23 protein-coding genes are annotated in these 25,500 nt (G+C 60.4%); 20 read left to right on the top strand and 3 right to left on the bottom strand.

Annotation, left to right across the window (positions count from 1 at the left end):
• The 6 genes from AC1RN6_RS23820 to AC1RN6_RS23795 all read left to right on the top strand — a co-directional run.
• The coding region (locus AC1RN6_RS23820) for an ABC transporter ATP-binding protein C-terminal domain-containing protein (protein ID WP_493007954.1) at nt 1–84 on the top strand (84 nt) is incomplete at its 5' end.
• A gap of 178 nt (nt 85–262) precedes the next feature.
• Nucleotides 263–661, top strand: coding sequence for an RcnB family protein (locus AC1RN6_RS23815; protein ID WP_408164634.1), 399 nt, complete (start codon nt 263–265; stop codon nt 659–661).
• A 259-nt stretch (nt 662–920) separates the two neighbouring features.
• Nucleotides 921–4,589, top strand: a complete 3,669-nt coding sequence (gene putA / locus AC1RN6_RS23810) for a trifunctional transcriptional regulator/proline dehydrogenase/L-glutamate gamma-semialdehyde dehydrogenase (RefSeq protein ID WP_493007953.1) — start codon at nt 921–923, stop codon at nt 4,587–4,589.
• Between the two features lie 338 nt (nt 4,590–4,927).
• A complete protein-coding gene (gene hslV / locus AC1RN6_RS23805; protein ID WP_007878415.1) occupies nt 4,928–5,464 on the top strand; it encodes an ATP-dependent protease subunit HslV in 537 nt (178 codons plus the stop codon).
• Between the two features lie 27 nt (nt 5,465–5,491).
• On the top strand, nt 5,492–6,850 hold the full coding sequence (hslU, locus tag AC1RN6_RS23800) for an ATP-dependent protease ATPase subunit HslU (protein ID WP_493007952.1): 1,359 nt from the start codon (nt 5,492–5,494) through the stop codon (nt 6,848–6,850).
• Nucleotides 6,851–6,889: 39 nt separating this feature from the next.
• On the top strand, nt 6,890–7,090 hold the full coding sequence (locus AC1RN6_RS23795; protein WP_493007951.1) for a hypothetical protein: 201 nt from the start codon (nt 6,890–6,892) through the stop codon (nt 7,088–7,090).
• A 119-nt stretch (nt 7,091–7,209) separates the two neighbouring features.
• Here the strand turns inward: AC1RN6_RS23795 and gspG are convergent, their stop codons facing one another.
• Nucleotides 7,210–7,680 (bottom strand): type II secretion system major pseudopilin GspG, encoded by a 471-nt coding sequence (gene gspG, locus AC1RN6_RS23790; RefSeq protein WP_493007950.1) that lies wholly within the window; start codon nt 7,678–7,680, stop codon nt 7,210–7,212.
• A gap of 183 nt (nt 7,681–7,863) precedes the next feature.
• Here gspG and glpK point away from each other — a divergent pair, with 183 nt between their 5' ends.
• On the top strand, nt 7,864–9,363 hold the full coding sequence (glpK, locus tag AC1RN6_RS23785; protein WP_493007949.1) for a glycerol kinase GlpK: 1,500 nt from the start codon (nt 7,864–7,866) through the stop codon (nt 9,361–9,363).
• 18 nt (nt 9,364–9,381) lie between these two features.
• Here the strand turns inward: glpK and cyaY are convergent, their stop codons facing one another.
• On the bottom strand, nt 9,382–9,717 hold the full coding sequence (gene cyaY, locus AC1RN6_RS23780; RefSeq protein WP_493007947.1) for an iron donor protein CyaY: 336 nt from the start codon (nt 9,715–9,717) through the stop codon (nt 9,382–9,384).
• 40 nt (nt 9,718–9,757) lie between these two features.
• On the opposite strand from cyaY, the gene lptM reads away from it, so the two are divergent.
• The 10 genes from lptM to aspS all read left to right on the top strand — a co-directional run bounded on the left by lptM (nt 9,758) and on the right by aspS (nt 21,564).
• Nucleotides 9,758–9,991 carry an LPS translocon maturation chaperone LptM gene (gene lptM / locus AC1RN6_RS23775; RefSeq protein WP_493007946.1) on the top strand — a complete coding sequence of 78 codons (234 nt, stop codon included), beginning with the start codon at nt 9,758–9,760 and terminating at the stop codon, nt 9,989–9,991.
• A 19-nt stretch (nt 9,992–10,010) separates the two neighbouring features.
• Nucleotides 10,011–11,306 carry a diaminopimelate decarboxylase gene (gene lysA / locus AC1RN6_RS23770; RefSeq protein ID WP_493007945.1) on the top strand — a complete coding sequence of 432 codons (1,296 nt, stop codon included), beginning with the start codon at nt 10,011–10,013 and terminating at the stop codon, nt 11,304–11,306.
• 141 nt (nt 11,307–11,447) lie between these two features.
• Nucleotides 11,448–12,197, top strand: coding sequence for a DNA-3-methyladenine glycosylase (locus AC1RN6_RS23765; protein ID WP_493007944.1), 750 nt, complete (start codon nt 11,448–11,450; stop codon nt 12,195–12,197).
• Nucleotides 12,198–12,420: 223 nt separating this feature from the next.
• Nucleotides 12,421–13,884, top strand: coding sequence for a high affinity choline transporter 1 (locus AC1RN6_RS23760; RefSeq protein WP_493007943.1), 1,464 nt, complete (start codon nt 12,421–12,423; stop codon nt 13,882–13,884).
• Between the two features lie 320 nt (nt 13,885–14,204).
• On the top strand, nt 14,205–14,951 hold the full coding sequence (gene otsB, locus AC1RN6_RS23755; protein ID WP_493007942.1) for a trehalose-phosphatase: 747 nt from the start codon (nt 14,205–14,207) through the stop codon (nt 14,949–14,951).
• 143 nt (nt 14,952–15,094) lie between these two features.
• A complete protein-coding gene (locus tag AC1RN6_RS23750) occupies nt 15,095–16,957 on the top strand; it encodes a glycoside hydrolase family 15 protein (protein WP_493007941.1) in 1,863 nt (620 codons plus the stop codon).
• A 58-nt stretch (nt 16,958–17,015) separates the two neighbouring features.
• Nucleotides 17,016–18,401, top strand: a complete 1,386-nt coding sequence (gene otsA, locus AC1RN6_RS23745) for an alpha,alpha-trehalose-phosphate synthase (UDP-forming) (protein WP_493007940.1) — start codon at nt 17,016–17,018, stop codon at nt 18,399–18,401.
• A gap of 161 nt (nt 18,402–18,562) precedes the next feature.
• Nucleotides 18,563–18,955 carry an FmdB family zinc ribbon protein gene (locus tag AC1RN6_RS23740; RefSeq protein WP_493007939.1) on the top strand — a complete coding sequence of 131 codons (393 nt, stop codon included), beginning with the start codon at nt 18,563–18,565 and terminating at the stop codon, nt 18,953–18,955.
• A gap of 23 nt (nt 18,956–18,978) precedes the next feature.
• Nucleotides 18,979–19,626, top strand: coding sequence for a DUF502 domain-containing protein (locus AC1RN6_RS23735; RefSeq protein ID WP_493007938.1), 648 nt, complete (start codon nt 18,979–18,981; stop codon nt 19,624–19,626).
• A gap of 132 nt (nt 19,627–19,758) precedes the next feature.
• On the top strand, nt 19,759–21,564 hold the full coding sequence (gene aspS / locus AC1RN6_RS23730) for an aspartate--tRNA ligase (protein WP_493007937.1): 1,806 nt from the start codon (nt 19,759–19,761) through the stop codon (nt 21,562–21,564).
• Here the strand turns inward: aspS and AC1RN6_RS23725 are convergent.
• On the bottom strand, nt 21,554–21,877 hold the full coding sequence (locus tag AC1RN6_RS23725; RefSeq protein ID WP_493007936.1) for a hypothetical protein: 324 nt from the start codon (nt 21,875–21,877) through the stop codon (nt 21,554–21,556). The two genes, aspS and AC1RN6_RS23725, sit on opposite strands and share 11 nt — an antisense overlap.
• Here AC1RN6_RS23725 and AC1RN6_RS23720 point away from each other — a divergent pair.
• From AC1RN6_RS23720 to AC1RN6_RS23710, 3 genes are all read left to right on the top strand, one after another.
• The gene (locus AC1RN6_RS23720) at nt 21,872–23,173 is read left to right on the top strand and encodes an MFS transporter (RefSeq protein WP_493007935.1); all 1,302 of its coding nucleotides are present in this window, start codon (nt 21,872–21,874) and stop codon (nt 23,171–23,173) included. The two genes, AC1RN6_RS23725 and AC1RN6_RS23720, sit on opposite strands and share 6 nt — an antisense overlap.
• An 18-nt stretch (nt 23,174–23,191) precedes the next feature.
• Nucleotides 23,192–24,424: a metal-dependent hydrolase family protein gene (locus AC1RN6_RS23715; protein WP_493007934.1), complete on the top strand. Its 1,233-nt coding sequence runs from the start codon at nt 23,192–23,194 to the stop codon at nt 24,422–24,424.
• Between the two features lie 124 nt (nt 24,425–24,548).
• Entirely contained in the window at nt 24,549–25,460 is a 912-nt protein-coding gene (locus AC1RN6_RS23710) for a LysR substrate-binding domain-containing protein (protein WP_493007933.1), read from the top strand.
• Nucleotides 25,461–25,500 lie beyond the last annotated feature (40 nt).

Genomic DNA, 25,500 nt, shown 5'->3' with positions numbered 1-25,500 from the left:
TCGGGCCTGATCACCATGACCGGCGACGCCAAGGAGATGCTCAGCGATCCGCGCGTCAAGGCGGCTTATCTGGGTGAAGGCTGACGTAAAGCTGACAATGGCAGCGCAGGTGTACCAGGTAGCATTCAGATACATTCTTTAAGGAACCATGCCAGGTGTTAAGGGCTCCATATAACGGTCCCGCTGCATTCGCAGTGCATATGCTTTGGCAACAGTACTGCGCAGCGGGTTTCTGCATTATTGATATCGTAAGGAGCCCCTCATGAATAAGAAATCCATTGTCTCCTCGGTTCTCGCCCTGACGCTCGGCGTCGGCGCTTTGCCTGCTGTTTATGCTCAACAATACGGCCGTGATGACGGCCGTCCGCCACAAGGCCATGATGATCGCCGCGGCCCGCCTGATCGTCACGACGATCATCGCAATGACCGCCGTGGTCCGCCGGATCGCCATGACGAACGCGGCGCCGGTCCGAATCACGCCTTCCATCGCGGCGATCGCTTGCCGCCGGAATACCGTAACCGTCAATACGTCGTCAACAACTGGCGCGAACATCGTCTGAGCGCGCCACCGCGCGGCTATCAATGGGTGCAGACCGGCGGTGACTATGTGCTGGTTGCGATCGGCACGGGCATCATCATGCAATTGTTGCTCGGTAACTAAGCCGAGTAACTAAGCCGTCTGGCGCAATCAGCCAGAGAGACTTTTCAGCTTCATCCGACACCCGTCCCGCGACATCAGGACGGGTGTTTGCTTATCAGGAAAAGTTAAAAATTGGAAAGAATATAATTCTGTAAAAATATATTTATCTTAATTTAATTTGTAATTAATGTTGTAAATGCAGAATTAATATTGGCTTATCCCGCATAAAATCGCAGCAAGCAAAAACCGTGTTTTGCCGACTTTTCCGAGACAAACCAATATGAACAACGCCTCCCACCCGTCCAGCGCTTTTACCTTTCTTCCCGCCTTTACCGCTTTTCATCACGAAGTGATGGCTGAGCAAACACCCTTGCGTGCAGCGATCACCGCCGTCTACCGCCGCGATGAACGTGGCGCCGTGCAGTGGCTGCTGTCGCAGGTGCAAAGCAATGCGACCTGGACCGAGGCGACGCAAAAGCTCGCACGCAAGTTGGTGCAGGCGGTACGCACCAAGCGCACGCGCTCGTCCGGCGTGGATGCGCTGATGCACGAATTCTCGCTGTCGTCGGAAGAGGGGGTGGCGCTGATGTGCCTGGCCGAAGCTCTGCTGCGCATCCCCGATCATCAGACTGCCGATCGTCTGATCGCCGACAAGATCAGCAAGGGTGACTGGCGCAAACATCTGGGCGAGTCGCCATCGCTGTTCGTCAATGCCGCCACCTGGGGCTTGCTGATCACCGGCAAACTGGTCGGCACCAATAGCGAAAGCGGCCTGGCCTCGGCGCTCACGCGTCTGATCAACAAAGGCGGCGAGCCGCTGATCCGCAAGGGCGTCGACCTCGCCATGCGTATGCTGGGCAACCAGTTCGTCACCGGCCAGACCATCGCCGAAGCGCTCGACAACAGCCGCGACAACGAGAAGCGCGGCTATCGCTATTCCTATGACATGCTCGGCGAAGCGGCGCTGACCGAGCACGATGCCGCCTTCTATTACAAGTCCTACGAAGAAGCGATCCACGCCATCGGCCGCGCCTCCAATGGTCGCGGCATCAAGAACGGTCCAGGCATTTCAGTCAAGCTGTCGGCGCTGCATCCGCGCTATTCGCGCGCGCAACATGCACGTGTGATGAACGAATTGCTGCCGCGCCTGAAGCAATTGCTGGTGCTGGCCAAGTCCTACAACATCGGCCTCAACATCGACGCCGAAGAAGCCGACCGCCTGGAGCTGTCGCTGGATCTGATGGAAGCGCTGGCCTTCGACCGCGACCTCGACGGTTTTGAAGGCATCGGTTTCGTGGTGCAGGCGTATCAGAAGCGTTGCCCCTTCGTGATCGACTACCTCGCCGACCTGGCGCGCCGCAGCGGTCGCAAGCTGATGGTGCGTCTGGTCAAGGGCGCGTACTGGGATAGCGAAATCAAGCGTGCTCAGGTCGACGGCCTGTCGGGCTATCCGGTCTATACGCGCAAGGTGCACACTGATCTGTCCTATCTGACTTGCGCGCAAAAGCTGTTGGCTTCCACCGACGCCATCTATCCGCAGTTCGCCACGCATAATGCCCACACGCTGTCCGCGATTTACACCTGGGCGCAACAGCACAAGATCGATGACTACGAATTCCAATGCCTGCACGGCATGGGTGAGACTTTGTACGACCAGGTGGTCGGCGCCGATCAGCTCGGCAAGGCTTGCCGCATTTACGCGCCGGTCGGTTCGCATCAGACGCTGCTGGCGTATCTGGTACGCCGCCTGCTGGAGAACGGCGCCAACTCGTCCTTCGTCAATCAGATCGTCGACGAAAACGTCGCCATCGACACACTGATCACCGACCCGATCGTTGCCGTGCAAAAGTCCGGCGGCGAGCCGCATCCCCAGATCGCCTTACCGCGCAATCTGTACGGCGAAGAACGCAAGAATTCCACCGGCATCGATCTCAGCAACGAAGACAGCCTGCGCGAACTCGACCGCATCTTCGTGCAAGCTTCAACGCATCAATGGCAGGCCGCACCGCTGTTGCATGATGGCGCCAATTCCACCGGCGAGCTGCAGCAGATCTGCAATCCAGCCGACCGCCGCGATGTCGTCGGTCAGGTCGTCGAAGCCGCGCGCGCCGACGTGGAAAGTGCGCTGGAAGCAGCGACTGCTTTCGCTTCGGAATGGCAATCAGTCTCGGCATCCGACCGCGCGCAAATGCTGGAGCGCGCTGCCGACCTCTTTGAAACACATCAGCCGGAACTCATGGCGCTGGCCGTGCGCGAGGCGGGTAAGTCGCTGCCGAACGCGATTGCAGAAGTGCGCGAAGCAGTCGACTTCCTGCGTTACTACGCGCTGCAGACGCGCCACGACGGCAATGCGCTGGCCTGGGGGCCGGTGGTGTGCATCAGTCCATGGAATTTCCCGCTGGCGATTTTTATCGGCGAAGTCAGCGCCTCGCTGGCTGCAGGCAATGTCGTGCTGGCCAAGCCTGCAGAGCAGACGCCGCTGATCGCGCATCGCGCCGTGCAATTGCTGCATGAGGCCGGTGTGCCGCGTGCCGCGCTGCAATTTTTGCCGGGCCGCGGCGAAACCGTCGGTGCCACGCTGACCGGCGATGTGCGCGTCAAGGGCGTGATCTTCACCGGCTCGACCGAAGTCGCGCAACTGATCAACCGCACGCTGGCGCAACGCATCAAGGACGAACACGGCGACATTCCATTCATCGCTGAAACCGGCGGCCAGAATGCGTTGATCGTCGACTCCAGCGCCTTGCCCGAACAGGTGGTGCAGGATGTCCTGAGTTCGGCCTTCGACAGCGCCGGCCAACGCTGCTCGGCGCTGCGCGTGCTGTGCCTGCAGGAAGACATCGCCGACAAGACCATGACCATGCTGAAGGGTGCGATGCAGGAGTTGCGCGTCGGTCGTCCGGATTGCCTGGAAACCGATATCGGCCCGGTCATCGACATCGAAGCGCGCACGCAATTGCTGGCGCACATCGAGCAGATGAAGCAGAACTGCAAGGTCTATCAACTGCCGCTGGACGAACGCCACGAGCAAGGCACCTTCGTCGCGCCGACCGTGATCGAAATCGACTCTATCGCCCAGCTCAAGCGCGAAGTCTTCGGTCCCGTGCTGCACGTGCTGCGCTATCGCCGCGACCAGTTGCCGCAGCTGATCGACACCATCAACGCCAGCGGTTACGGCCTGACGCTGGGCGTGCATTCGCGCATCGATGAAACCATCGACTTCGTCGCGCAGCGCGCGCATGTCGGCAACATCTACGTCAACCGCAACATCGTCGGCGCTGTGGTGGGCGTGCAGCCTTTCGGCGGCGAAGGCAAGTCGGGCACTGGTCCCAAGGCCGGTGGTCCGCTCTACCTGAAGCGCCTGCAGCGCCATGCTGAAGTCAAACTGTTCAATGATGACAAGAGCGCCGCGTCTGCGCCGTTGAAAGCATTGCTGGATTGGGCCGCCACGCATGGGCATGCCAAGCTGGCGCAAGTAGGTGCGACCTATGTGCAGCAAAGCCTGCTGTACAAGACGCTGACCTTGCCGGGCCCGACCGGCGAGCGCAACACGCTGTCGTTCGCGCCGCGCGGCAAGATTCTGTGCGCCGCCGACGAGGTCTCGGCCTTGCTCAATCAACTGGCGGCCGTGCTTGCCACCGGCAATACAGCGGTGGTGCCGGCAGTGCAAAGCAAGCTGATCCCTGCCGGTTTGCCGCAAGTGGTGCATCAGGCGATTGACGTCAGCGGCGACATTGCGGCGGCAGATATTCATCTGGCGCTGGTCGATGCGCCGGTCATCACGCAATGGCGCAATGTGCTGGCGGCGCGTGACGGCGCCCTGGTGCCGCTGGTGCCGACGGCGGAAGATGCGCCGATTGATCTGTGGCGTCTGGTGGCAGAACGCGCGCTGTGCGTCAACACGACTGCCGCAGGCGGCAATGCGAGCCTGATGACCTTGTCAGTTTAAGCTGATAACAAAATTACCGTCGTCCTGACGAAAGTCAGGACCCGGTGTCGTCAGGACGGTTAATACGACACTGGGTTCCAGCGTATGCTGGGACGACGGCATTTTTATATTTCCGTCCGTGTTTCATCTCTCTTCTTCAAAGTAGACAGATTGTCATCTGTCTATGTCCTATTCGCCCTCCATTCTGTTTCGCCCAGCCCCGGCGGCGTAAAATACGGTCTCCAGACTAGGCGCGCCCACGCATTCCGCAAGCTCCTTGCAATCTGCGCGGCCGACCCCATTTCACCAGAACAAGCAAGACGGTAATTCAGCAGAACCCCACCATTTGAGGCATTAGCATGGAACAATTTCACGGCACAACCATCCTCTCCGTCCGGCGCGGCAATACCGTGGCGCTCGGCGGCGACGGCCAGGTGACGCTCGGCAACGTGGTCATGAAGGGCACTGCGCGCAAGGTGCGCAAGCTCTATAACGGCAAGGTCCTGGTCGGTTTCGCCGGCGGCACGGCCGATGCTTTCACTCTTCTTGACTTGTTTGAATCCAAGCTGGAAAAGCATCAGGGCAATCTCATGCGCGCGTCGGTTGAACTGGCCAAGGAATGGCGCACCGACCGCATGCTGCGCCGCCTCGAAGCCATGCTGCTGACCGCCGACCGCGACAGCACCCTGGTGATCACCGGCAACGGCGACGTGCTGGAACCGACCGACGGTATCGGCGCGATCGGCTCGGGCGGCACTTTTGCTCAATCGGCCGCCAAGGCGCTGCAAGAAAATACCGAGTTGTCGCCGGCCGACATCGTCAAGAAATCACTGGTGATCGCAGGCGAGCTCTGCATCTACACCAACCTGAATCACATTATCGAAACTCTCGATTAAGCCTCGGACATTGCAAAGAACATCACCATGAACATGACTCCCAAAGAGATCGTTTCCGAACTGGACAAACACGTGGTCGGCCAGGGCCGCGCCAAGCGCGCCGTCGCCATTGCGCTGCGCAACCGCTGGCGTCGCCAGCAGGTCGCCGAACCGCTGCGTCACGAAATCACCCCAAAGAACATCCTGATGATCGGCCCCACCGGCGTCGGCAAAACCGAAATCGCCCGTCGCCTGGCCAAGCTGGCTGACGCGCCGTTCATCAAGATCGAAGCCACCAAGTTCACCGAAGTCGGCTATGTCGGCCGCGACGTCGACACCATCATCCGCGACCTGATCGACATCGGCATCAAGCAAACGCGTGAAGGCGAAGTGCGCAAGGTGCGCGCCCGCGCCGAAGACGCTGCCGAAGACCGCGTACTCGACATCCTGCTGCCGCCGGCGCGTGATTTCGGCTTTACGCCGGAAGGCAACAAGAATGCTGCCGCCTCTGGCGACGGCGTGGAAGAAAAGGGCAGCACCACGCGCCAGACTTTCCGCAAGCGTCTGCGCGAAGGCGCGCTTGATGATCGCGAGATCGAAATCGAGTTGTCCGACGCCGCGCCGTCCATGGAAATCATGGCGCCGCCGGGCATGGAAGAAATGACGGAACAGATTAAGTCTATGTTTTCCGGCATGGGTAACAACCGCAAGAAAACGCGCAAGATCAAGATCAAGGAAGCCATGAAGTTCCTGATCGAAGAAGAAGCCGGCAAGCTGGTCAATGAAGAAGAGTTGAAGCAAAAGGCGATCGCCAACGTCGAGCAGAACGGCATCGTCTTCCTCGACGAAATCGACAAGATCGCCACCCGCTCGCAAGGCAGCGCAGACGTCTCGCGCGCCGGCGTGCAACGCGACCTGCTGCCACTGGTGGAAGGTACGACCGTCAACACCAAATACGGCATGATCAAGACCGACCATATTCTGTTCATCGCTTCGGGCGCTTTCCATCTGGCCAAGCCGTCCGATCTGATTCCGGAACTGCAAGGCCGTTTCCCGATTCGCGTCGAACTGGATTCCCTGTCGATTGATGATTTCAAAACCATCCTGACCGGCACCGACGCTTGCCTGACCAAGCAATACCAGGCCTTGCTCGAGACCGAAGGCGTCAAGGTGGAATTCGACGACAGCGGCATCCAGCAACTGGCGGAGATTGCATTTTCGGTCAATGAAAAGACCGAGAACATCGGCGCCCGCCGCCTCTATACCGTGATGGAAAAGCTGCTGGAAGAGATTTCGTTCTCGGCCGGCGAAACCGGTGCGCAAACCATCGCTATCGATGCCGCCTACGTCAAGGATCGCCTGGGCGAACTGGCGGTCAATGAAGACCTGTCGCGTTACGTGCTGTAAGCGCAACAGGACAAAACCGCAGAGAAGGAGCGCGCAGCCATGGCGAACAAGGCATTGGCAACGAGGCAAAAGATGAGCTTTCGCGTTGAGCCTTCGCAAAAGCTTGCCAAGCCGCGCAATCCGGTGGCAGTCGCCGCCAAGCAGCGCGCCGCCGGCCCGCATCGCAAAACGGCCTCAGCGCTGCGGCAGTCGGCCCGGCTCGAAGTGAAGAAGAAACTGGATGAGCCGGAACAGGAGTGAAGCTTCTGCTTTTGCCGACTAGCTGCAATGAAAAAGCCACGGATTTTCCGTGGCTTTTTTTCGTCCGGGACAGTGAGCAGCTCAGTAACTGAGCACCTGACGACTGCGCAACGGAGCGATCAATGCTTGCTACGGATCACGCCCGGGTTGTCGTCGCCTTCATCCGGGCCATGCGCACCAAATGAAAACACATCGAAAGCGTCGCCTTCGCTGCTGAGGCGGTATTGATAGGGGTGGCCCCAAGGATCACGCGGCAGGCGGTCGATGTAGCCGCCGATCTTCCAGTCTTTCGGGACCGGTGTGCGGGTCGGTTTGACGATCAGCGCCAGCAGGCCTTGCTCGGTGGAGGGATATGCGCCGGTATCCTGCTTGTAGAGCTGCAGTGCCTTTTCGATCTCGCCGAGGTCTTGTTCGGCAGTGACGATATCTGGATTGTGAGCATGATTAACCGCTGTCATCAGGCGCGGTGCGGCCACGATCGCAATGATGGCGATGACGGCAACGGCTGCAAGCAGCTGGAATTTCGTCAAACCGCGTTGCCATGCAGTGCTGGGCAAACGAGGGGCGGGTTGCGTGGTCGTACTGCGCATTGAACGTGCTTTCCAGAATTGCTGTGAGTGTGACAAGATGCGAGAGTATAAGGCACGGCATGCATCGCGGTGGAGCGTCGCAGCGGGAAACTTCGGAATTTTTCGCGTGAGGTTGCTTCGGACGATACTGATATTGCCAAAATAACACGATTCATGCACACGGCACCGCCGTCGGAGGAAGACATGTCGGAGCAGTACATCCTGGCGCTCGACCAGGGCACCACCAGTTCACGCGCGATTCTGTTTGACCGCGCCGGCCATATCGTCAGCACGGCGCAAAAGGAATTTCAGCAGATCTATCCGCATCCGGGCTGGGTCGAGCACGACCCGCAGGAGATCTGGTCTACGCAGGCCGGCGTCGCTGCCGAAGCGGTCACCAAGGCCGGCCTGAATGGCGCCTCGATCGCCGCCATCGGCATTACCAACCAGCGCGAAACCACCATCGTCTGGGATCGCGACAGCGGACGTCCGTTGTACAACGCCATCGTCTGGCAAGACCGGCGCACCGCTGAGTTTTGCGACGAGCTGAAATCCGCTGGCCATCAAGAGTCGATTCGCACCAAAACCGGCTTGCTGGTGGACTCCTATTTCTCCGGCACCAAGATCCGCTGGATACTCGACAACGTGCCCGGCGCGCGCGATCTGGCCAAGGCGGGGAAGCTGGCGTTCGGCACCGTCGACAGCTGGCTGATCTGGAATTTCACACGCGGCGAACTGCACGTCACCGACGTCAGCAACGCTTCGCGCACGATGCTGTTCAACATCCATACGCTGGAATGGGACGACGAGCTGCTGGCCTTGCTGGATATCCCGCGCAGCATGCTGCCGCAAGTACGGCAATCGAGCGAACTTTACGGCCACACCAAGACTACCGTTTTTGCGTCGAAGATCCCGATTGCCGGCATCGCCGGCGACCAGCACGCGGCTTTGTTCGGCCAGATGTGCACTGAACCGGGCATGGTTAAGAACACCTACGGCACCGGCTGCTTCATGGTGATGAACACTGGCGACAAGCCCATCGTGTCGAAGAACAATCTGCTCACCACGATTGCCTGGCAGGTCGACGGCAAGGTGCAATACGCGCTGGAAGGCAGCATTTTCATCGGCGGCGCGGTGGTGCAGTGGCTGCGTGACGGTCTTGGCATCATCCGCAATTCGCGCGATGTGGAAGCGCTGGCGCGCAGCGTGCCGGACAGCGACGGCGTCTATCTGGTGCCGGCCTTCGCCGGACTGGGTGCGCCGCATTGGAATCCGCATGCACGCGGCGCCATGTTCGGCGCCACGCGCGGCACCACTTCTGCACATCTGGCGCGCGCTGCGCTCGACAGCATTGCTTATCAGACCATGGATGTGCTGAAGGCGATGCAGGCTGATGCCGGATTGGATATCGCGCAATTGCGCGTGGACGGCGGCGCCACCGCCAATGACCTGTTGATGCAGTTCCAGGCCGATATTCTCGGCGTCGAAGTGATCCGTCCGGAAGTGACGGAGACCACTGCACTGGGGGCGGCCTATCTGGCCGGACTGGCGGTCGGATTCTGGCCGGACCAGGAAACGCTGCGCCGGCAATGGCGTCAGGACGCCAGCTTTACACCGGCGTTGGAAGAAGCGCAGGTCAGCAAGCTGGTGCGCGGCTGGCAGCGCGCGATTGCGGCTGCCAAGTCGTGGGCCGACGACAGCTAATGCTGGTGCAAAGTTACGTTACGGTGCGCTCAGTGTGACCGGGAAGCCGGCCTGTTCGGTGACCGAGGCCGACAGCGTGGCGTACAGCTCGGAGCCGTCGCGCGCGCTCAGCCATTGCTTGCCGTCATATTTGAAGTGATAGCCGCCCGACTTGGAAGCCAGCCACAGTTCCTGCATCGGCGCCTGGCTGTTGACGATGATTTTGGAACCGTTGTCGATGCATTCGATTTCCAGCACATTGCCGCTGCGGCTGCACTCGACATCGAGGTCGGTGTCGTCGGTGGCCTGCTCCAGTGCGGCTTCGATCGCGTTCAGCGCGGAATCCGCGAGGGCCAGGAATTCTGATTCTGTCATGCTACACTCCGAGACATTGATGTAAACCCGTGATTCTATCGTGAAGTCTCCATTTCATTTTTCCCCGGCCCGTCCGGTGTCCATCGCACTGAGCGCTGTTGCGTTGATCGTGCTGCTGACCGGCTGCGGTCAGAAGGGACCGTTGTACCTGCCGAAACCGCCGGCCCCGCATCCTGTCAGGACTGTGCCTGCTCCAGACGCTGATGCCGGCGCTGCTGCCACTGATAACACTGGCGCGGCGTCCTCGGCGACTGCCGTTCCTCCATCAAAATAATTCTCGCCGTCTCTACTTTATGTCTCATTTTTCCTATCGCGACGGCGTCCTGCACGCCGAAAATCTGCCGCTGAACGCACTGGCCGGGCAATTCGGCTCGCCGCTTTACGTGTATTCCAAGGCGGCATTGACCGCCAACTATTCCGCCTACGCCGATGCCTGCAAGAAAGCCGGCCGTAGCGTAGATGCCGGCGACGGCGGCGCGCTGGTGTGCTATTCGGTCAAGTCCAACTCCAACCTGGCGGTGCTGAACCTGCTGGGCAAGCTCGGTTCCGGCTTCGACATTGTCTCGGGCGGCGAACTGCTGCGCGTGATTGCCGCCGGAGGCGATCCGCGCAAGGTGATCTTCTCCGGCGTGGGCAAGGGCCGCGACGAAATGCGTCTGGCACTGGAACACGACATTCTGTGCTTCAACGTCGAATCGATTCCTGAAGTCCATCGCCTCAACGAAGTCGCAGGCGAAGCCGGCAAGCGCGCGCGCATCTCGCTGCGCGTCAATCCCAACGTCGACGCCAAGACCCATCCGTACATTTCCACCGGCCTGAAAGAAAACAAGTTCGGCGTCGCCTACGAAGATGCCTTGACCTGCTACCGCGATGCGGCGGCGCTGCCGAACATTGAAGTGGTCGGCATCGACTGCCACATCGGTTCGCAACTGCTGGACGACGCACCGCTGCTGGAAGCGCTCGACAAAGTCATCGAACTGATCGACCAGCTGGAATCCGAAGGCATCGCCATCCACCACCTCGACATCGGCGGCGGCATCGGCATCACCTATGACGACGAGCAACCGGTTCCGGTCGGCGACTACCTGGGCCGCCTGTTCGCCCGCGTCGATGCCTGGCGCAAGCAGAAATACGACGGCCGTGCCATCAAGGTCATGTTCGAGCCCGGCCGTTCCATCGTCGGCAACGCTGGTCTGCTGATCACCGAAGTGCAATACCTGAAGCACGGCGAAACCAAGAACTTCGCCGTGGTCGACGCCGCCATGAACGACCTCATGCGTCCTGCCTTGTATGAAGCCTGGCACGGCGTGCAAGCCGTGCAGCAGCGCAAGGATGCGGCGCAGACCTACGATATCGTCGGTCCGGTGTGCGAATCCGGCGACTGGCTGGCGCGCAACCGCGAACTGGCGCTCGCGCCGGGCGACTTGCTGGCGCTGATGTCGGCCGGTGCTTACGGCATGACCATGGCCTCCAACTACAACACCCGCGGCCGTGCTGCGGAAGTGCTGGTCGACGGCGACAAGGTGCATCTGATCCGCAAGCGTGAAAATCCGGCTGATCTGTTTGCGCTGGAAGCCATCGCCGACTGATCGATGAGTGCTCCACGCTGAAAACGGGGCGAGTTCCGAAAGGACTCGCCCCGTTGCCATTCGATGATTGATTCAATGGCCTATCGGATTACTCTTGCTTCAGAGAGGACGACATGGACGTTGATCTCGAGGGAAAACAAAATGCGTAAAGCTCCCCCTGCCATTACCCGCTTCACCATGCTGGACAACAGTTTTTTCGACCGGGACAGTCCTGCACTGGCGCGCGCCCTGATCGGCAAAGTAATACGCCGGCGCTGGAAGGGCCAGTGGCTCTCCGCCCGCATCATCGAGACCGAGGCTTATTGTCTCGACGAGCGCGGCAGTCACGCTTCGCTGGGCTATACCCACAAACGGCGCGCGCTCTTCATGGAAGGCGGCACCATCTACATGTACTACTCGCGCGGCGGCGATTCGCTCAATTTCAGTGCCGCCGGCCCGGGCAACGCCGTCCTCATCAAATCCGCCTATCCCTGGATCGACGCCATCGCCGGTCCCGAGGCGCTCGCCGTCATGCAGGCCGAAAACCCCGATGCGCAGGGCGCCGCGCGGCCTCTGCACCGGCTTTGCGCCGGACAAACCTTGCTGTGCAAGTCGTTGGCCTTGCGTGTCCCCGATTGGGACGCGGGTTCCTTCGATCCCGAAGGATTGTTCGTCGACGATGTCGGCGAAACACCGCAGATGCTGATCGAAACGACGCGGCTGGGAATCACCGCCGGACGGGACGAACATCTCCCCTACCGCTACGTCGACCCCGCGTACGCCCGCCATTGCACGCGCAACCCGCTGCGCAAGGGGCAGACCGCGCCGCTGGACTATCGCTGGATCGATCGCGATGGCAACGTAGCCGCCATGCAACAATTTCCGTCGGGTGTGATCCCCGTGATGCGCTGATTTCGCAGTCTGGCGTTTTCAGCTTGCCGGGATTGCATGTTGCCATCGCCGTTCGCCGTGGGGTGGTTGATCTTTACGCTTTTCGCCGGTGGCGCGAAATTTGCTGACGAATGGCTGGCAGGGTGGAAAAACATGCCGGTAATGCCGTTATAATGCGCGTTTTCGCTTACTAGCCCTCCCACTTTTCGGGCCTTTTTACAGCCCTTTTGCGTAAGGAAATTGCATGAATGCCCTGATCTGGTTCGTCATACTTTATTGGGTGATTTCAGTCGGTATCGGTCTTTACGCAACCAAGTTCGTCAAGAGCGGCAAAGACTACGCCATTGCCGGCCGGGCGCTGCCGATGTCGGTAGTGACGGCGACCGTGTTCGCGACCTGGTTCGGTTCGGAGGCGGTGCTGGGCGTGTCGTCGACCTTCCTCAAGGAAGGCCTGGGCGGCATCGTCGCCGATCCCTTCGGTTCATCGCTGTGCCTGATCCTGGTGGGCGTATTCTTCGCCAAGCCGCTGTACCGCATGAACCTGCTGACCATCGGCGATTACTACAAGAAACGCTTCGGCCGCGCGGCTGAAATGCTGGTGACGATCTGTATCGTGATTTCTTACCTCGGCTGGGTGGCGGCGCAGATCAAGGCGCTGGGGCTGGTGTTCAACGTCGTGTCGGGCGGTTACATCCCGATGCACTGGGGCATGATCATCGGCGCCGCCAGCGTGTTGATCTACACCCTCATGGGCGGCATGTGGGCGGTGGCGATCACCGACTTCCTGCAAATGATCATCGTGGTGGTCGGCATGCTGTACATCGGCTGGGAAGTCTCCGGCATGGTCGGCGGTCCGGCGGTGGTGATCCAGCATGCGGCGGATGCCGGTAAATTCAACTTCTGGCCTTCGCCCACGCCCAAGGAGGTGCTGTGGTTCTTTGCGGCATGGATAACCATGATGCTCGGCTCGATTCCGCAGCAGGACGTGTTCCAGCGCGTGATGTCGTCGAAGAATGAAAACATCGCGCGCAATGCCTCGATCCTGGGCGGCGTGATCTATTTCATGTTTGTGTTCATCCCGATCTTCCTGGCCTACTCGGCCACGCTGATCGATCCGGCGATGGTGTCGCGTTTGCTGGAAACCGATTCGCAGCTGGTGTTGCCGACGCTGATCATGGAAAAGATGCCGGTGTTTGCGCAGGTCATGTTCTTCGGCGCGCTGCTGTCGGCGATCAAGAGCTGCGCCAGCGCAACCTTGCTGGCGCCGTCGGTGACCTTCACCGAAAACGTGATCAAGGAAATCCGTCCATGGAAGAGCGACAAGGAATTCCTGTTTTCCATGCGCGTGGTGGTGCTGGTCTTCACCATCGCCGTCACCTCGCTGGCGTTGAACAGCCAGTCCAGCATTTATCAGATGGTCGAAAATGCCTATAAGGTCACGCTGGTCGCCGCCTTTACGCCGCTGGCCTTCGGCGTCTACTGGAAGCGCGCCACGCGTCAGGGCGCGCTCGCCGCGATGATCCTCGGCCTGGTCTCGTGGATCACGCTGGAATACACCGCGCCCGAAGGCATGTGGCCGCCGCAGCTGGTCGGTTTGCTCATGAGCATCGGCGGCATGGTGGTCGGTTCGCTGATGCCGCAACTGGTGGCGCCGATTCCGCAGACGCCCGTGCAAACGGTGTTGAGCACCGATGGTCAAGGCGGCTAAGCAGCGCGCCCTTGATGTCAGACGCTGCCTCATAAGCTACTTCACGCAACACCGATAGACAAGCTTGCGTCCTTAGTGCACAACTGACTTTTTCTCTTCCTTACCCTCGGGCGATTCGCATTTTCCAAGAAATGCATTGAATCGCCCGAGCGGCGCAGCTCTCCCGCGTTCACCTTCCTTTGTCGTTTTTTTGTCGATCTTCCCTATCGGTTGCCTCGCTTTTTCTATCCGAGTTGTTTAAAGAAAAGTGTCCGCTGACAGCGGGTCAATTGTCGAAAAACCAATTGGAACTAATTGGTATTAAATCGACCTCACAAAGCATGTCTCTGCAAACTCATGAATACGACTTTGTCGCTGATGCACTGTTTCTGGACTTCGACGGCACCCTCGTGAATCTGGCTCCCGAGCCCGACAGCGTGGTGCCGGCGCCGGACCTGATCGACATGTTGCAGCGGCTTCAAGAACTCTCGCACGGCGCGTTGGCGGTAGTCAGCGGCCGTCCGGTGGAGCAGCTCGACCATTATCTGGCGCCGCTTCATCTGCCCGCGGCTGGTGTACATGGACTGGAACGGCGCGATGCGACGGGGCGGCTGGTCCAATTGGCTGCGCCCGACACGGCGCGCCTGATGGAACGTCTGGCGCCGTTGGTGGCGCGTCACCCCGGCCTGCTGCTGGAACCCAAGCGCGGCGCGCTGGCGCTGCACTATCGCAAGGCGCCGCATCTGGAACAGGCTTGCATCGAAGCTATGAACCACGCGGTGTCGCGCGTCCCCGGTTTTACGGTTCTGCACGGCAAGATGGTGGTGGAAGCGAAAGCTGCGCTGGCCGACAAGGGCGACGCCATTGCTTCCTTCATGCGTGAAGCGCCGTTTGCGGGGCGTCGTCCCGTATTTGTCGGCGACGACGTGACCGATGAAGCAGGCTTCGACTGGGTGCAATCGCACGGCGGCGGCTTCGGCATCAAGATTGGCGAAGGGCCGAGCAAGGCGAACATGCGGCTGGATAACCCGGCCGCTTTGCATCAATGGCTGGAGCAGGCGCTGAAAGCGGTAGACCGGCGTCTTTAGGCGTCGCCTCTATTATTCAACGGGATTTAACAGGAACATTTTTTCACGCACCCGAAGTCGAAACGGCAAGCCGGCGCCGCTCAGGCAAGTCTGTCGGCAGCAATTCGGGCAACAACAAAAAGAGTAAAGAGAGGAAAGGCAGCATGAGTACGTCATCTACGTCATCCATCGACACTCCCAGCAACGATACCTCCACTGGCGTCAGCAACGACGGCGACCGGCCTTCCACCTCATCCCTCGATCTCGGCGTCATCGGCAACTGTTCCTACAGCGCGCTGATCGACAAGCTCGGCCGCATCGTCTGGTGTTGCCTGCCGCGCTTCGACGGCGATCCGGTGTTCAATGCTTTGCTTGATCCGGGCGAGAGCGGCAGCCTGTGGAGTTTTGAACTCGAGAATTTTTCGCGCAGCGAGCAGTGGTACGAGCCGAATACCGCCGTCCTGAAAACGCGCCTTTACGACACGCTGGGGCAGGGCGTCGAGATCACCGATTTTGCGCCGCGCTTCCCCAGCCGTGGCCGCTTCTTCCGGCCGCAGACGCTGGTGCGCCGCGTGTTGCCGCTGAACGGCGCACCGCGCTTGCGCGTATTGCTGCGTCCGCGTTTCAACTGGGGCCGCGAGATGCCGGAGATCACCCGCGGCAGCAATCACGTGCGCTACGTCGGGTCGGAAATGATCCTGCGCCTCAACACCGATGCGCCCATCAGTTATCTGCTGGATGAGACCGCTTTCGTTATCAGCCGGCCATTCAACTTCCTGCTCGGTCCCGATGAAACGCTGACCGGCGGCATCGGCGACACCGCGCGCAGCTTCGAACAGGAAACCGTCACCTATTGGCGCAACTGGAGCCGCAGCCTCGCCACGCCGCTGGAGTGGCAGGCCGCCGTGATTCGCGCCGCCATCACGCTCAAGATGTCGGTGTATGAAGACACCGGCGCCATCATCGCCGCCATGACCACCAGCGTGCCGGAAGCCCCGGGCAGCGCACGCAACTGGGACTATCGCTATTGCTGGCTGCGCGACGCCTTCTTCGTGGTGCGCGCGCTGAACAGCATCTCCGAGCTCGGCACCATGGAAGATTATCTGCGCTGGCTCACCAACGTCGTGGTGCGATCGGCTGGCGGCCACGTGCAGCCGCTGTACGGCATCGGTCTGGAAGAAGCCTTGCCGGAGCAAATTCTCGATCACTTGCCCGGCTATCGCCACCATGCACCGGTGCGCGTCGGCAATCAGGCCTACGAGCATTTCCAGCACGACGTCTACGGCAATATCATTCTCGGTGCCGCACAGGCCTTCCACGATGTCCGCCTGCATCACCGGGCCGGCATCGAACAGTTCAAGCATCTGGAAGCAGTCGGCGAACGCGCCTTTGAAATGTACGACCGCCCCGATGCCGGCATGTGGGAGCTGCGCACGCGTTCGCGTATCCACACTTCGTCTGCGCTGATGAGCTGGGCTGCTTGCGACCGGCTGGCCAAGATTGCAGTACGGCTGGAGCTGACCGACCGCGCCACCTACTGGATCGAGCGCGCCGACATGATCGGCAAGCGCATCCTGACCGAAGCCTGGAATGAAGAACGTCAGACCTACGCCGAAAGCTTCGGCGGCCGCGACCTCGACGCCAGCGTCTTGCTGATGGTGGAGGTCGGCCTGATTTCTCCGACCGACAAGCGTTTCATCGCCACTGTCGACGCGCTGGAAAAATATCTGTGCGACGGTCCGTACATGCGCCGTTACGAAGCGCCCGATGATTTCGGCCGTCCGGAAACCGCCTTCAACATCTGCACCTTCTGGCGCATCGACGCGCTCGCGCGCATCGGCCGCAAGGAGCAGGCGCGCGAGATTTTTGAAGCCATGCTGGCGGCGCGCAATCACGTCGGCTTGCTGTCGGAAGACACGCACCCGGTGACCGGGCAGATGTGGGGCAATTTTCCGCAGACCTATTCCATGGTCGGGATCATCAATTGCGCGATGCGACTCTCCGCATCATGGGAGTCAGTCATTTGATCGTTTCCCCAAAGTTTGTGCGTTCTCTCTTCCCACACAACAAAAAAGGAGCTTCACCATGTCCCGCCTCGTCGTAGTTTCGAATCGTCTCGCTGATCCGCGCAAGCCGGCGGCCGGGGGACTGGCGGTGGCGCTGGGTGAAACCCTCAAACGCACCGGCGGTGTCTGGTTCGGCTGGAGCGGCAAGGTCGTCGAAGACGGCACGCCCGGCGAAGGCGCTTTGCACGTCAGCCAGGCCGGCTCCGTCACGCTGGCCGAACTCGATCTGTGCGCTGAAGACCATGACGCCTACTACCGCGGCTACGCCAACGGCGTGCTGTGGCCGGTGTTTCACTACCGGCTCGATCTGGCGCATTTCGAATCCGGGCATCTGGGCGGCTATCGCCGCGTCAACCAGCTGTTTGCGCGCAAACTGATGGCGCTGTTGAAACCCGACGACCTGATCTGGATTCACGACTATCACCTGATTCCGCTGGCGGCAGAATTACGCGCAATGGGCTGCGGCAACCGCATCGGCTTCTTCCTGCACATCCCGCTGCCGCCGCAGCAGATTCTGGCGGCGATTCCTTCGCATGAATGGCTGATGCGCGCCTTGTTCGCCTACGACCTGGTCGGGTTTCAGACCGAGGCCGACCTGCTGCATTTTTCGCACTACGTCAAAGCCGAAGCCACCGCCGAGACCGTCGGCGTCAGCCAGTTCCGCGCCTTCAACAGTACGGTGCAGGCCAAAGCGTTTCCGATCGGGATCGATGTCGACGACTTCCAGCGTCTCGGCCGTGCTCGTGAAGCGCGCGAGACCTTCGAGACTACGCGCAAGGAATATTCGCGCAGGCGGCTGCTGATCGGCGTCGACCGGCTCGACTACTCCAAGGGCTTGCCGCATCGCATCCGCGCCTTCCGCGAGCTGCTGCAGCAGTATCCGGAAAATCGTCACAGCGCGACATTGCTGCAGGTCGCTTCGCCCAGCCGCGAAGACGTCGATGCCTACGCCGACATCCAGCGTGAACTGGAAAGCCTGTGCGGCTCCATTAACGGCGACTACGGCGACTTCGAGTGGATGCCGATTCGCTACATGCATCGCACCGTCGCACGCAAACGCCTGCCGGGCTTGTACCGCGCGTGTGCGGTGGCGCTGGTGACGCCGCTGCGCGACGGCATGAATCTGGTCGCGAAGGAATTCGTCGCCGCGCAGGATGAGGAAGATCCCGGCGTGCTGGTGCTGTCGCGTTTTGCCGGCGCCGCCGAGCAGATGAAGGAAGCCTTGCTGGTCAATCCTTACGACACCCACGGCACCGCGCAGGCGATCCAGCATGCCTTGCAGATGCCGCTGGCGGAACGCAAGGAACGTCATGCCGCCTTGCTGGGGCGGATCCGCGAGTTCGACGTGCATTGGTGGTGCCGCAGTTTCTTGCAGACTCTGGAACAATCTCGCAACGATTTCTAGTTTTTTCCTTGTTTCACAATAATCAACGGCATTTGTTGCTTTTAAGAACGTCTGCCGAGGCCTCGTCCTCCCTTGGCGGGCCTGACTTGCAGCGGACTCGTAAAAGCGGCTGAAAAACCTTTATAATTCAGGGTTTTGGACGATTTTTGCCGGAGTAATTCATGCCGATTTACGCGTATCGCTGCGAAGCGTGTGGTTTTGCCAAAGATGTGCTGCAAAAGATGTCTGACGACGCGTTGACCGTTTGCCCGTCCTGCAACAAGGACAGCTTCAGGAAACAACTGACCGCCGCCGGCTTTCAGCTCAAGGGTTCGGGCTGGTATGTGACCGATTTCCGCGGCAATGGCAGCGGTGTCGCCAACAGCACCGGCGCCACCGGGACCGCCTTGCCTGCGACCGAGGCGCCAGCCTCTTCTGACGGCGCTGCCGCATCCGCCCCCGCGGCTGCATCTACCACTGCTGCTGCACCGGCCGCCGCTTCTGCTGCGCCTTCTGCCGCCGCCCCGAGTACGCCGGGCGCCTCCAGCGCTCCAAGTACGCCCAGCGCTTCCTGATCGAAACCGCGAAAACCCATCCCATGCGCAAATACTTCATCACCGGTCTGCTGATCCTTGTCCCGCTGGCCATCACGGTGTGGGTGCTCAACCTGATCATCGGCACGATGGATCAGTCGCTGCTGCTGCTGCCCGTAAGCTGGCGGCCGGAAGCGCTGGTCGGTTTCCGCATTCCCGGCCTGGGCACCATCCTCACGCTGCTGATCATCTTCCTCACCGGCCTGGCCACGCGCAATTTCATCGGCCGTCAGGTGGTGTCGCTGTGGGAAGGTCTGCTGACCCGCATCCCGGTGGTCAAGTCGATCTACTCCAGCGTCAAGCAAGTGTCCGACACGCTGTTCTCGTCGTCCGGCAATGCCTTTCGCAAGGCAGTGCTGGTGCAGTATCCGCGGCAAGGCTCATGGACCATCGCTTTCCTGACCGGCATTCCCGGCGGTGAAGTGAAGAACCACCTGCAAGGCGTCGACTACGTCAGTCTCTACGTGCCGACCACGCCGAACCCGACCTCAGGATTTTTCCTGATGGTGCCGCGCGCCGATACCATCGAGCTGGACATGAGCGTGGACGAAGCGCTTAAGTACATCGTCTCGATGGGCGTGGTCGCGCCGGAAATGCAGGCGGACAAGAAGATCATCACGGATATCGCCGCCGATGCGGCCAATCATAATTGACGGGGCGTTCAGCGCTCTTCAAGATCAACAGCGCTGTTCTGCCCCGCCTTCGCCCTGCCAGCAACAAAGAACACACAAGAACACAAGCACTGAATCAAACGAAACTGAAAACGGAATAAACGGAACCTGAATATGTCCATGCGAACTCAATACTGCGGCCTCACCACTGAGGCACTGCTCGGCCAAACCGTCAGCCTGTGCGGCTGGGTGCATCGTCGTCGTGACCACGGCGGCGTGATCTTCATCGACCTGCGCGACCGCGAAGGCCTGGTGCAAGTCGTTTGCGATCCTGACCGCGCCGACGTGTTCAAGAACGCCGAAGCCGTGCGCAACGAATTCTGCCTGCGCATCACCGGCGTTGTGCGCAACCGTCCTGAAGGCACCGGCAACGCCAACCTGAAGTCGGGCAAGATCGAAGTGCTGGCGCACGAGCTGCAAGTGCTGAACCCATCGGTGACGCCACCGTTCCAGCTGGACGACGACAACCTGTCGGAAACCACACGCCTGACACACCGCGTGCTGGACCTGCGCCGTCCGCAAATGCAAAACAACCTGCGCCTGCGTTACAAGGTCGCGATGGAAGTGCGCAAGTTCCTCGACGCGCAAGGCTTCATCGATATCGAAACACCGATGCTGACCAAGTCGACACCGGAAGGCGCGCGCGATTACCTGGTGCCGTCGCGCGTGAACGCCGGCGAATTCTTCGCGCTGCCGCAATCGCCGCAACTGTTCAAGCAGCTGCTGATGGTTGCCAACTTCGACCGTTACTATCAGATCACCAAGTGCTTCCGAGACGAAGATCTGCGCGCCGACCGTCAGCCTGAATTCACCCAGATCGACTGCGAAACCTCGTTCATGAACGAACAGGAAATCCGCGATCTGTTCGAAGGCATGATCCGTCTGGTGTTCAAGAACGTGCTCGACATCGATCTGCCGGACCCGTTCCCGGTCATGGACTTCGCCACTGCAATGGGCATGTACGGTTCGGACAAACCTGACATGCGCGTCAAGCTGGAGTTCACCGAACTGACCGACGTCATGAAGGATGTCGAATTCAAGGTCTTCGCCGGTGCAGCCAACAGCGAAGGCGGCCGCGTGGTCGGTCTGCGCGTGCCTGGCGGCGCAGAAATGCCGCGTTCGGAAATCGACGCCTACACCCAGTTTGTCGCCATCTACGGCGCCAAGGGTCTGGCTTACATCAAGGTCAATGAAAAGGCCAAGGGTCGCGACGGCCTGCAATCGCCAATCGTCAAGAACCTGCATGACGCCGCACTGGCCGCCATCGTCGAGAAAACCGGCGCGCAAGACGGCGACCTGATTTTCTTCGGCGCCGACAAGACCAAGGTCGTCAACGATGCGATCGGCGCGCTGCGCGTGAAGATCGGTCACAGCGATTTCGGCAAGAAGAACGGCCTGTTCGACGACGTCTGGCGTCCGCTGTGGGTGGTTGACTTCCCGATGTTTGAATACGACGAAGACAACCAACGCTGGGTCGCGCTGCATCACCCGTTCACCTCGCCGAAGGACGGCCACGAAGATTTCATCTCGACCAATCCGGGCGCTGCCATCGCCAAGGCCTATGACCTGGTGCTGAACGGTTGGGAAATGGGCGGCGGTTCGGTCCGTATCCACCGCGCTGAGGTACAAAGCAAGGTGTTCCGCGCACTGAAGATCGACGACGAAGAAGCACGCCTGAAGTTCGGCTTCCTGCTGGACGCGCTGCAATACGGCGCGCCTCCGCACGGCGGCATCGCCTTCGGCCTGGATCGTCTGGTCACCATGATGGCCGGCGCAGAATCGATCCGCGACGTGATCGCTTTCCCGAAGACCCAGCGCGCACAGGATTTGCTGACGCAAGCACCATCGGCGGTCGACGAGAAGCAGCTGCGCGAATTGCATATTCGTTTGCGCAATGCGGAGCCTGCTATCAAGGCTTAAGTCTGGCAATACCGTCCGCGCCTTGGCCCTGATTGGCGCGGACAAAGAAAAAAGGCGCGTGCAGCAATGCATTGCGCCTTTTTTCATAGGCGCGGTTTTTGCCGTCCTTGCGTGTTTGCGCTTCGCTATAGATGGCCCGGCGTCTGCGCATCCGGCATGCTGATGCGGCAATTCGGTATAAATCTTTTACGCATGCATGCGCTGCAAGCATGGCGACATGCGCAGATATCATTTCCGGCTTGCTTCTTGCTCGCCCTATCATCGGACGCATGTTTATGTATTCATGTGTTTCTTTAAGGGGGGAATCATGCAAGCCAACACTGCTTATGCCGCTGCACTGCCAGCGGTCAGCACCAACCAGCGCCGACGCGCCATCATCGCCACCGTTATCGGCAACGGCCTTGAGTGGTTCGATTTCACGGTCTACAGTTTCTTTGCAGTCATCATCGCCAAATTGTTTTTCCCGACCGGCAATGAGCTGACCTCGCTGCTGCTGGCGGTGGCGACTTTCGGCGTGGGTTTCTTCATGCGTCCGGTCGGCGGCATCCTGCTCGGCATTTATGCCGACCGCGTCGGTCGCAAGGCTGCCTTGTCGCTGACGATTCTGCTGATGGCGGCCGGTACGACGCTGATCGGACTGGCGCCGACCTATGAACAGATCGGCCTGTTCGCTCCTCTTATCATTGTGGTCGCGCGCTTGCTGCAAGGTTTCTCCGCCGGCGGAGAAATGGGCAGCGCCACCGCCTTTCTCACCGAGTACGCACCGGTCAAGCAACGCGCTTACTATTCCAGCTGGATCCAGGCCAGTATCGGCGTGGCCGTGTTGCTGGGCGCCGCGGTCGGCACTTTCGTCACCAGCAGCCTGAGCCCTGAGGCGCTGGCAAGCTGGGGCTGGCGTCTGCCTTTCCTGCTGGGCATCATCATCGGCCCGGTTGGTTATTACATCCGCCATCACCTCGATGAGACACCGACTTTCCTTGAAGCCAAGGACAAGACCGATTCGCCGCTGAAAGAAATCATTCGCAACTTCCCGCGTGAAACCACGGCGAGCTTTTCCATGGTGATCCTGTGGACCGTCTGTACTTACGTGCTGCTGTTTTACATGCCGACCTATTCGATCAAGGTGTTGAAGCTGCCGCAGTCGACCGGCTTCATCGCCGGCATGGTGGGTGGTCTGTGCATCATGGTGTTTGCGCCCATCGTCGGCCTCATCGCCGATCGCTTCGGCCGCCGCGGCTTGTTGTCTGGCGCAGCGCTGCTGATTCTGGTGCTGGCGTATCCGATGTTCGCGTACATCAATGCGACGCCAGGTCTGTTCTCGCTGCTGATTTTCCAGCTGGTGTTCGGCATCCTGATCGCCACCTACACCGGTCCGATTCTGGCGGCATTCTCCGAACTGTTTCCGGCGAAGGTATTGTCGACCGGTTTGTCGGTTGCCTACAACCTGGCCGTGACTATTTTCGGCGGCTTTGCTTCCTTCTTCATTACCTGGCTGATCGCAGCGACGGGCAGCACCATGGCGCCGGCGTTCTACGTCATGATCGCCGCCGCCATCAGTCTGGTCGGCACCCGCTTCGTGCGTGAACCATCGTATCTGCAACAAGCTTAATTTTTAGATTTGATTTCCATGACCAAGATTCTCCTGCAGGGCGGCAACGTCCTCGATCCGGCCCACGGCAGCCTGCTGCTGCGCCACGACGTTCTGATTGAAAACGATCGCATCATCGACGTCTCGCCGACACCCATCGATGCCCCCGATGCCCGCCGTATCGATGTCACCGGCAAGACCGTCATGCCCGGCCTTATCGATTGTCACGTGCACGTGCTGGCTTCGCTGGCAAACCTGGGTGCGAATGCGCTGCAACCTGGCTCATTGACCTCGATTCGCGCTTTGCCGATTGTGGAAGCCATGCTGAACCGTGGCTTCACGACGGTACGTGATGCCGGCGGCGCCGACTGGGGACTGGCGCAGGCCATCGCCATCGGCCTAGTGCCGGGCCCGCGTATTTTTCCATCGGGCAAGGCCTTGTCGCAGACCGGCGGCCACGGCGATTTCCGTCCGCGTTCCGATGTGCTGGAGCCGTGCTCCTGCGCCTTCCGTGCCGGCGCGATTGCCCGCGTGGCGGACGGCGTCGATGCCGTGCGTCTGGCGGCGCGCGAAGAAATCCAGAAGGGTGCAACGCAGATCAAGATCATGGCGTCCGGCGGCGTCGCGTCGCCGACCGATCCTATCGGCAACACGCAATACAGCGAAGACGAAATCCGCGCCATCGTCGCTGAAGCGGAAGCGGCACAGACCTACGTCATGGCGCATGCCTACACCGGCCGCGCCATTTCACGCGCCGTGCGTTGCGGCGTGCGCACCATCGAGCACGGCAATCTGGTGGATGCCGATGCTGCGCGCGTGATGCGCGAGCATGGCGCCTTCGTGGTGCCGACGCTGGTGACGTACGACTCGCTGGCGCGCGACGGCGCACGCCTCGGCTTGCCCGCAGATTCGGTGGCCAAGATCGAATCGGTGCGCCAGGCCGGACGCGATTCGCTGAAGATTTATGCCGAGCACGGCGTGCAGATGGGCTTCGGCTCCGATCTGCTAGGCGAGATGCATCAAGACCAGTCGCAGGAGTTCGTCATTCGCGCCGAGATTCTCGGCAACCTGGAGGCGATCCGTTCGGCAACCTCGATTGCCGCCGCCATCCTGCAACGCGACGGCGAACTGGGCACGGTACGCGCCGGTGCGCGTGCCGACCTGATTGTGGTCAATGGCAATCCGCTCGACGACATCGGTTTGCTGGCGGGGCAGGGCGAGCATTTGTCGCTGGTCATGCAGGGCGGCTATCTGCATCGCAGCAGCATCTGATTGACGTAACAATCGGGTAGCAAAAATGCATTGGTGTTGAGCGTGCAAGTTTTTCAGGCATGCTTTTCGCTCTATGATGGGGTTCTGAGTAGTTTGTCCCTTTGTTTGACCACGGACCCCCATCATGCGTATTTCTCCGCTTCCTCCCTTACCGTCGCTGATCGCGTTTGAAGCTGCCATGCGGCACAGCAGCTTCACACGCGCGGCGGCAGAGTTGCATCTGACGCAAAGCGCCATCAGCCGCCAGATCGCGCAGCTCGAACGTTTCCTCGGCAAGAAACTCTTCATCCGCGAACCGCGCGCCTTGCGGCTGACGGTCAGCGGCCAGCGCTACGCCGAAGAGGTGCAGCGCCTGCTGGTCGGTTGCGCAGAAGTGACCGAAGACATCATGAAGCGCAAGGGGCATAGCGAACTCACCGTCGCCTGTTCTTCCGGCGTCGCCGTCCTCTGGCTGACGCCGCGTCTGGCGCGCTTCCGTGCGCTGCAGCCGGAGTGCCATCTGCGCCTGATCGTCAATGACAGTCTGGCAGCCTTGTCGGAAACCGATTTCGACATGGGCATCTACTTCCTGCGCGACGGTCCGCCATCCGGATTGGCGGCGCGGCGGCTGTACGATGAAGAAGTGTTTCCCGTCTGCTCTCCGGCCTACCTCGCCGGGCGCACGCTCACGCCGAAAGATTTGCTGCAAGAGACTTTGCTCATGCAGGAAGACGGTCAGCGCCAATGGCTGTCGTGGCAGAACTGGATGGCGCAGAATAATCTCGCCGACGTGCGCATCGAGCACCAGATCCTTTCCAATCAATATCCGATACTGTTGCAACTGGCGATGGAAGGCCACGGCATCGTGCTGGCGTGGCGGCACATGATCGACGCCTGCATGCGCGAAGGCCTGCTGGTGCGCGCCTGTGAAGCAAGCGCCAGCCTCGGCGGCGGTTATTACGCGGTGTGGCCGCGCGACCGCATCGAGCATGCGGCGGCGCGCAGCTTCCGTAACTGGCTGGTGGAAGAGAGTGCGGCGTCCATGGAAGCAGACTGAGCGCACCGCAGAGTCGCCGCTGGCGATACAATGAGCGCTG

This window comes from Herbaspirillum sp. GW822-FHT03A08, from assembly GCF_058801885.1.
This window is presented reverse-complemented; position numbering and strand designations above follow the sequence as displayed.

Excerpts from the sequence above, each read along its gene's own strand:
- AC1RN6_RS23815 (WP_408164634.1), top strand. The coding sequence starts at position 263 with ATGAATAAGAAATCCATTGTCTCCTCGGTTCTCGCCCTGACGCTCGGC.
- putA (WP_493007953.1), top strand. The coding sequence starts at position 921 with ATGAACAACGCCTCCCACCCGTCCAGCGCTTTTACCTTTCTTCCCGCC.
- hslV (WP_007878415.1), top strand. The coding sequence starts at position 4,928 with ATGGAACAATTTCACGGCACAACCATCCTCTCCGTCCGGCGCGGCAAT.
- hslU (WP_493007952.1), top strand. The coding sequence starts at position 5,492 with ATGAACATGACTCCCAAAGAGATCGTTTCCGAACTGGACAAACACGTG.
- AC1RN6_RS23795 (WP_493007951.1), top strand. The coding sequence starts at position 6,890 with ATGGCGAACAAGGCATTGGCAACGAGGCAAAAGATGAGCTTTCGCGTT.
- gspG (WP_493007950.1), bottom strand. The coding sequence starts at position 7,680 with ATGCGCAGTACGACCACGCAACCCGCCCCTCGTTTGCCCAGCACTGCA.
- glpK (WP_493007949.1), top strand. The coding sequence starts at position 7,864 with ATGTCGGAGCAGTACATCCTGGCGCTCGACCAGGGCACCACCAGTTCA.
- cyaY (WP_493007947.1), bottom strand. The coding sequence starts at position 9,717 with ATGACAGAATCAGAATTCCTGGCCCTCGCGGATTCCGCGCTGAACGCG.
- lysA (WP_493007945.1), top strand. The coding sequence starts at position 10,011 with ATGTCTCATTTTTCCTATCGCGACGGCGTCCTGCACGCCGAAAATCTG.
- AC1RN6_RS23765 (WP_493007944.1), top strand. The coding sequence starts at position 11,448 with ATGCGTAAAGCTCCCCCTGCCATTACCCGCTTCACCATGCTGGACAAC.
- AC1RN6_RS23760 (WP_493007943.1), top strand. The coding sequence starts at position 12,421 with ATGAATGCCCTGATCTGGTTCGTCATACTTTATTGGGTGATTTCAGTC.
- otsB (WP_493007942.1), top strand. The coding sequence starts at position 14,205 with ATGTCTCTGCAAACTCATGAATACGACTTTGTCGCTGATGCACTGTTT.
- AC1RN6_RS23750 (WP_493007941.1), top strand. The coding sequence starts at position 15,095 with ATGAGTACGTCATCTACGTCATCCATCGACACTCCCAGCAACGATACC.
- otsA (WP_493007940.1), top strand. The coding sequence starts at position 17,016 with ATGTCCCGCCTCGTCGTAGTTTCGAATCGTCTCGCTGATCCGCGCAAG.
- AC1RN6_RS23740 (WP_493007939.1), top strand. The coding sequence starts at position 18,563 with ATGCCGATTTACGCGTATCGCTGCGAAGCGTGTGGTTTTGCCAAAGAT.
- AC1RN6_RS23735 (WP_493007938.1), top strand. The coding sequence starts at position 18,979 with ATGCGCAAATACTTCATCACCGGTCTGCTGATCCTTGTCCCGCTGGCC.
- aspS (WP_493007937.1), top strand. The coding sequence starts at position 19,759 with ATGTCCATGCGAACTCAATACTGCGGCCTCACCACTGAGGCACTGCTC.
- AC1RN6_RS23720 (WP_493007935.1), top strand. The coding sequence starts at position 21,872 with ATGCAAGCCAACACTGCTTATGCCGCTGCACTGCCAGCGGTCAGCACC.
- AC1RN6_RS23715 (WP_493007934.1), top strand. The coding sequence starts at position 23,192 with ATGACCAAGATTCTCCTGCAGGGCGGCAACGTCCTCGATCCGGCCCAC.
- AC1RN6_RS23710 (WP_493007933.1), top strand. The coding sequence starts at position 24,549 with ATGCGTATTTCTCCGCTTCCTCCCTTACCGTCGCTGATCGCGTTTGAA.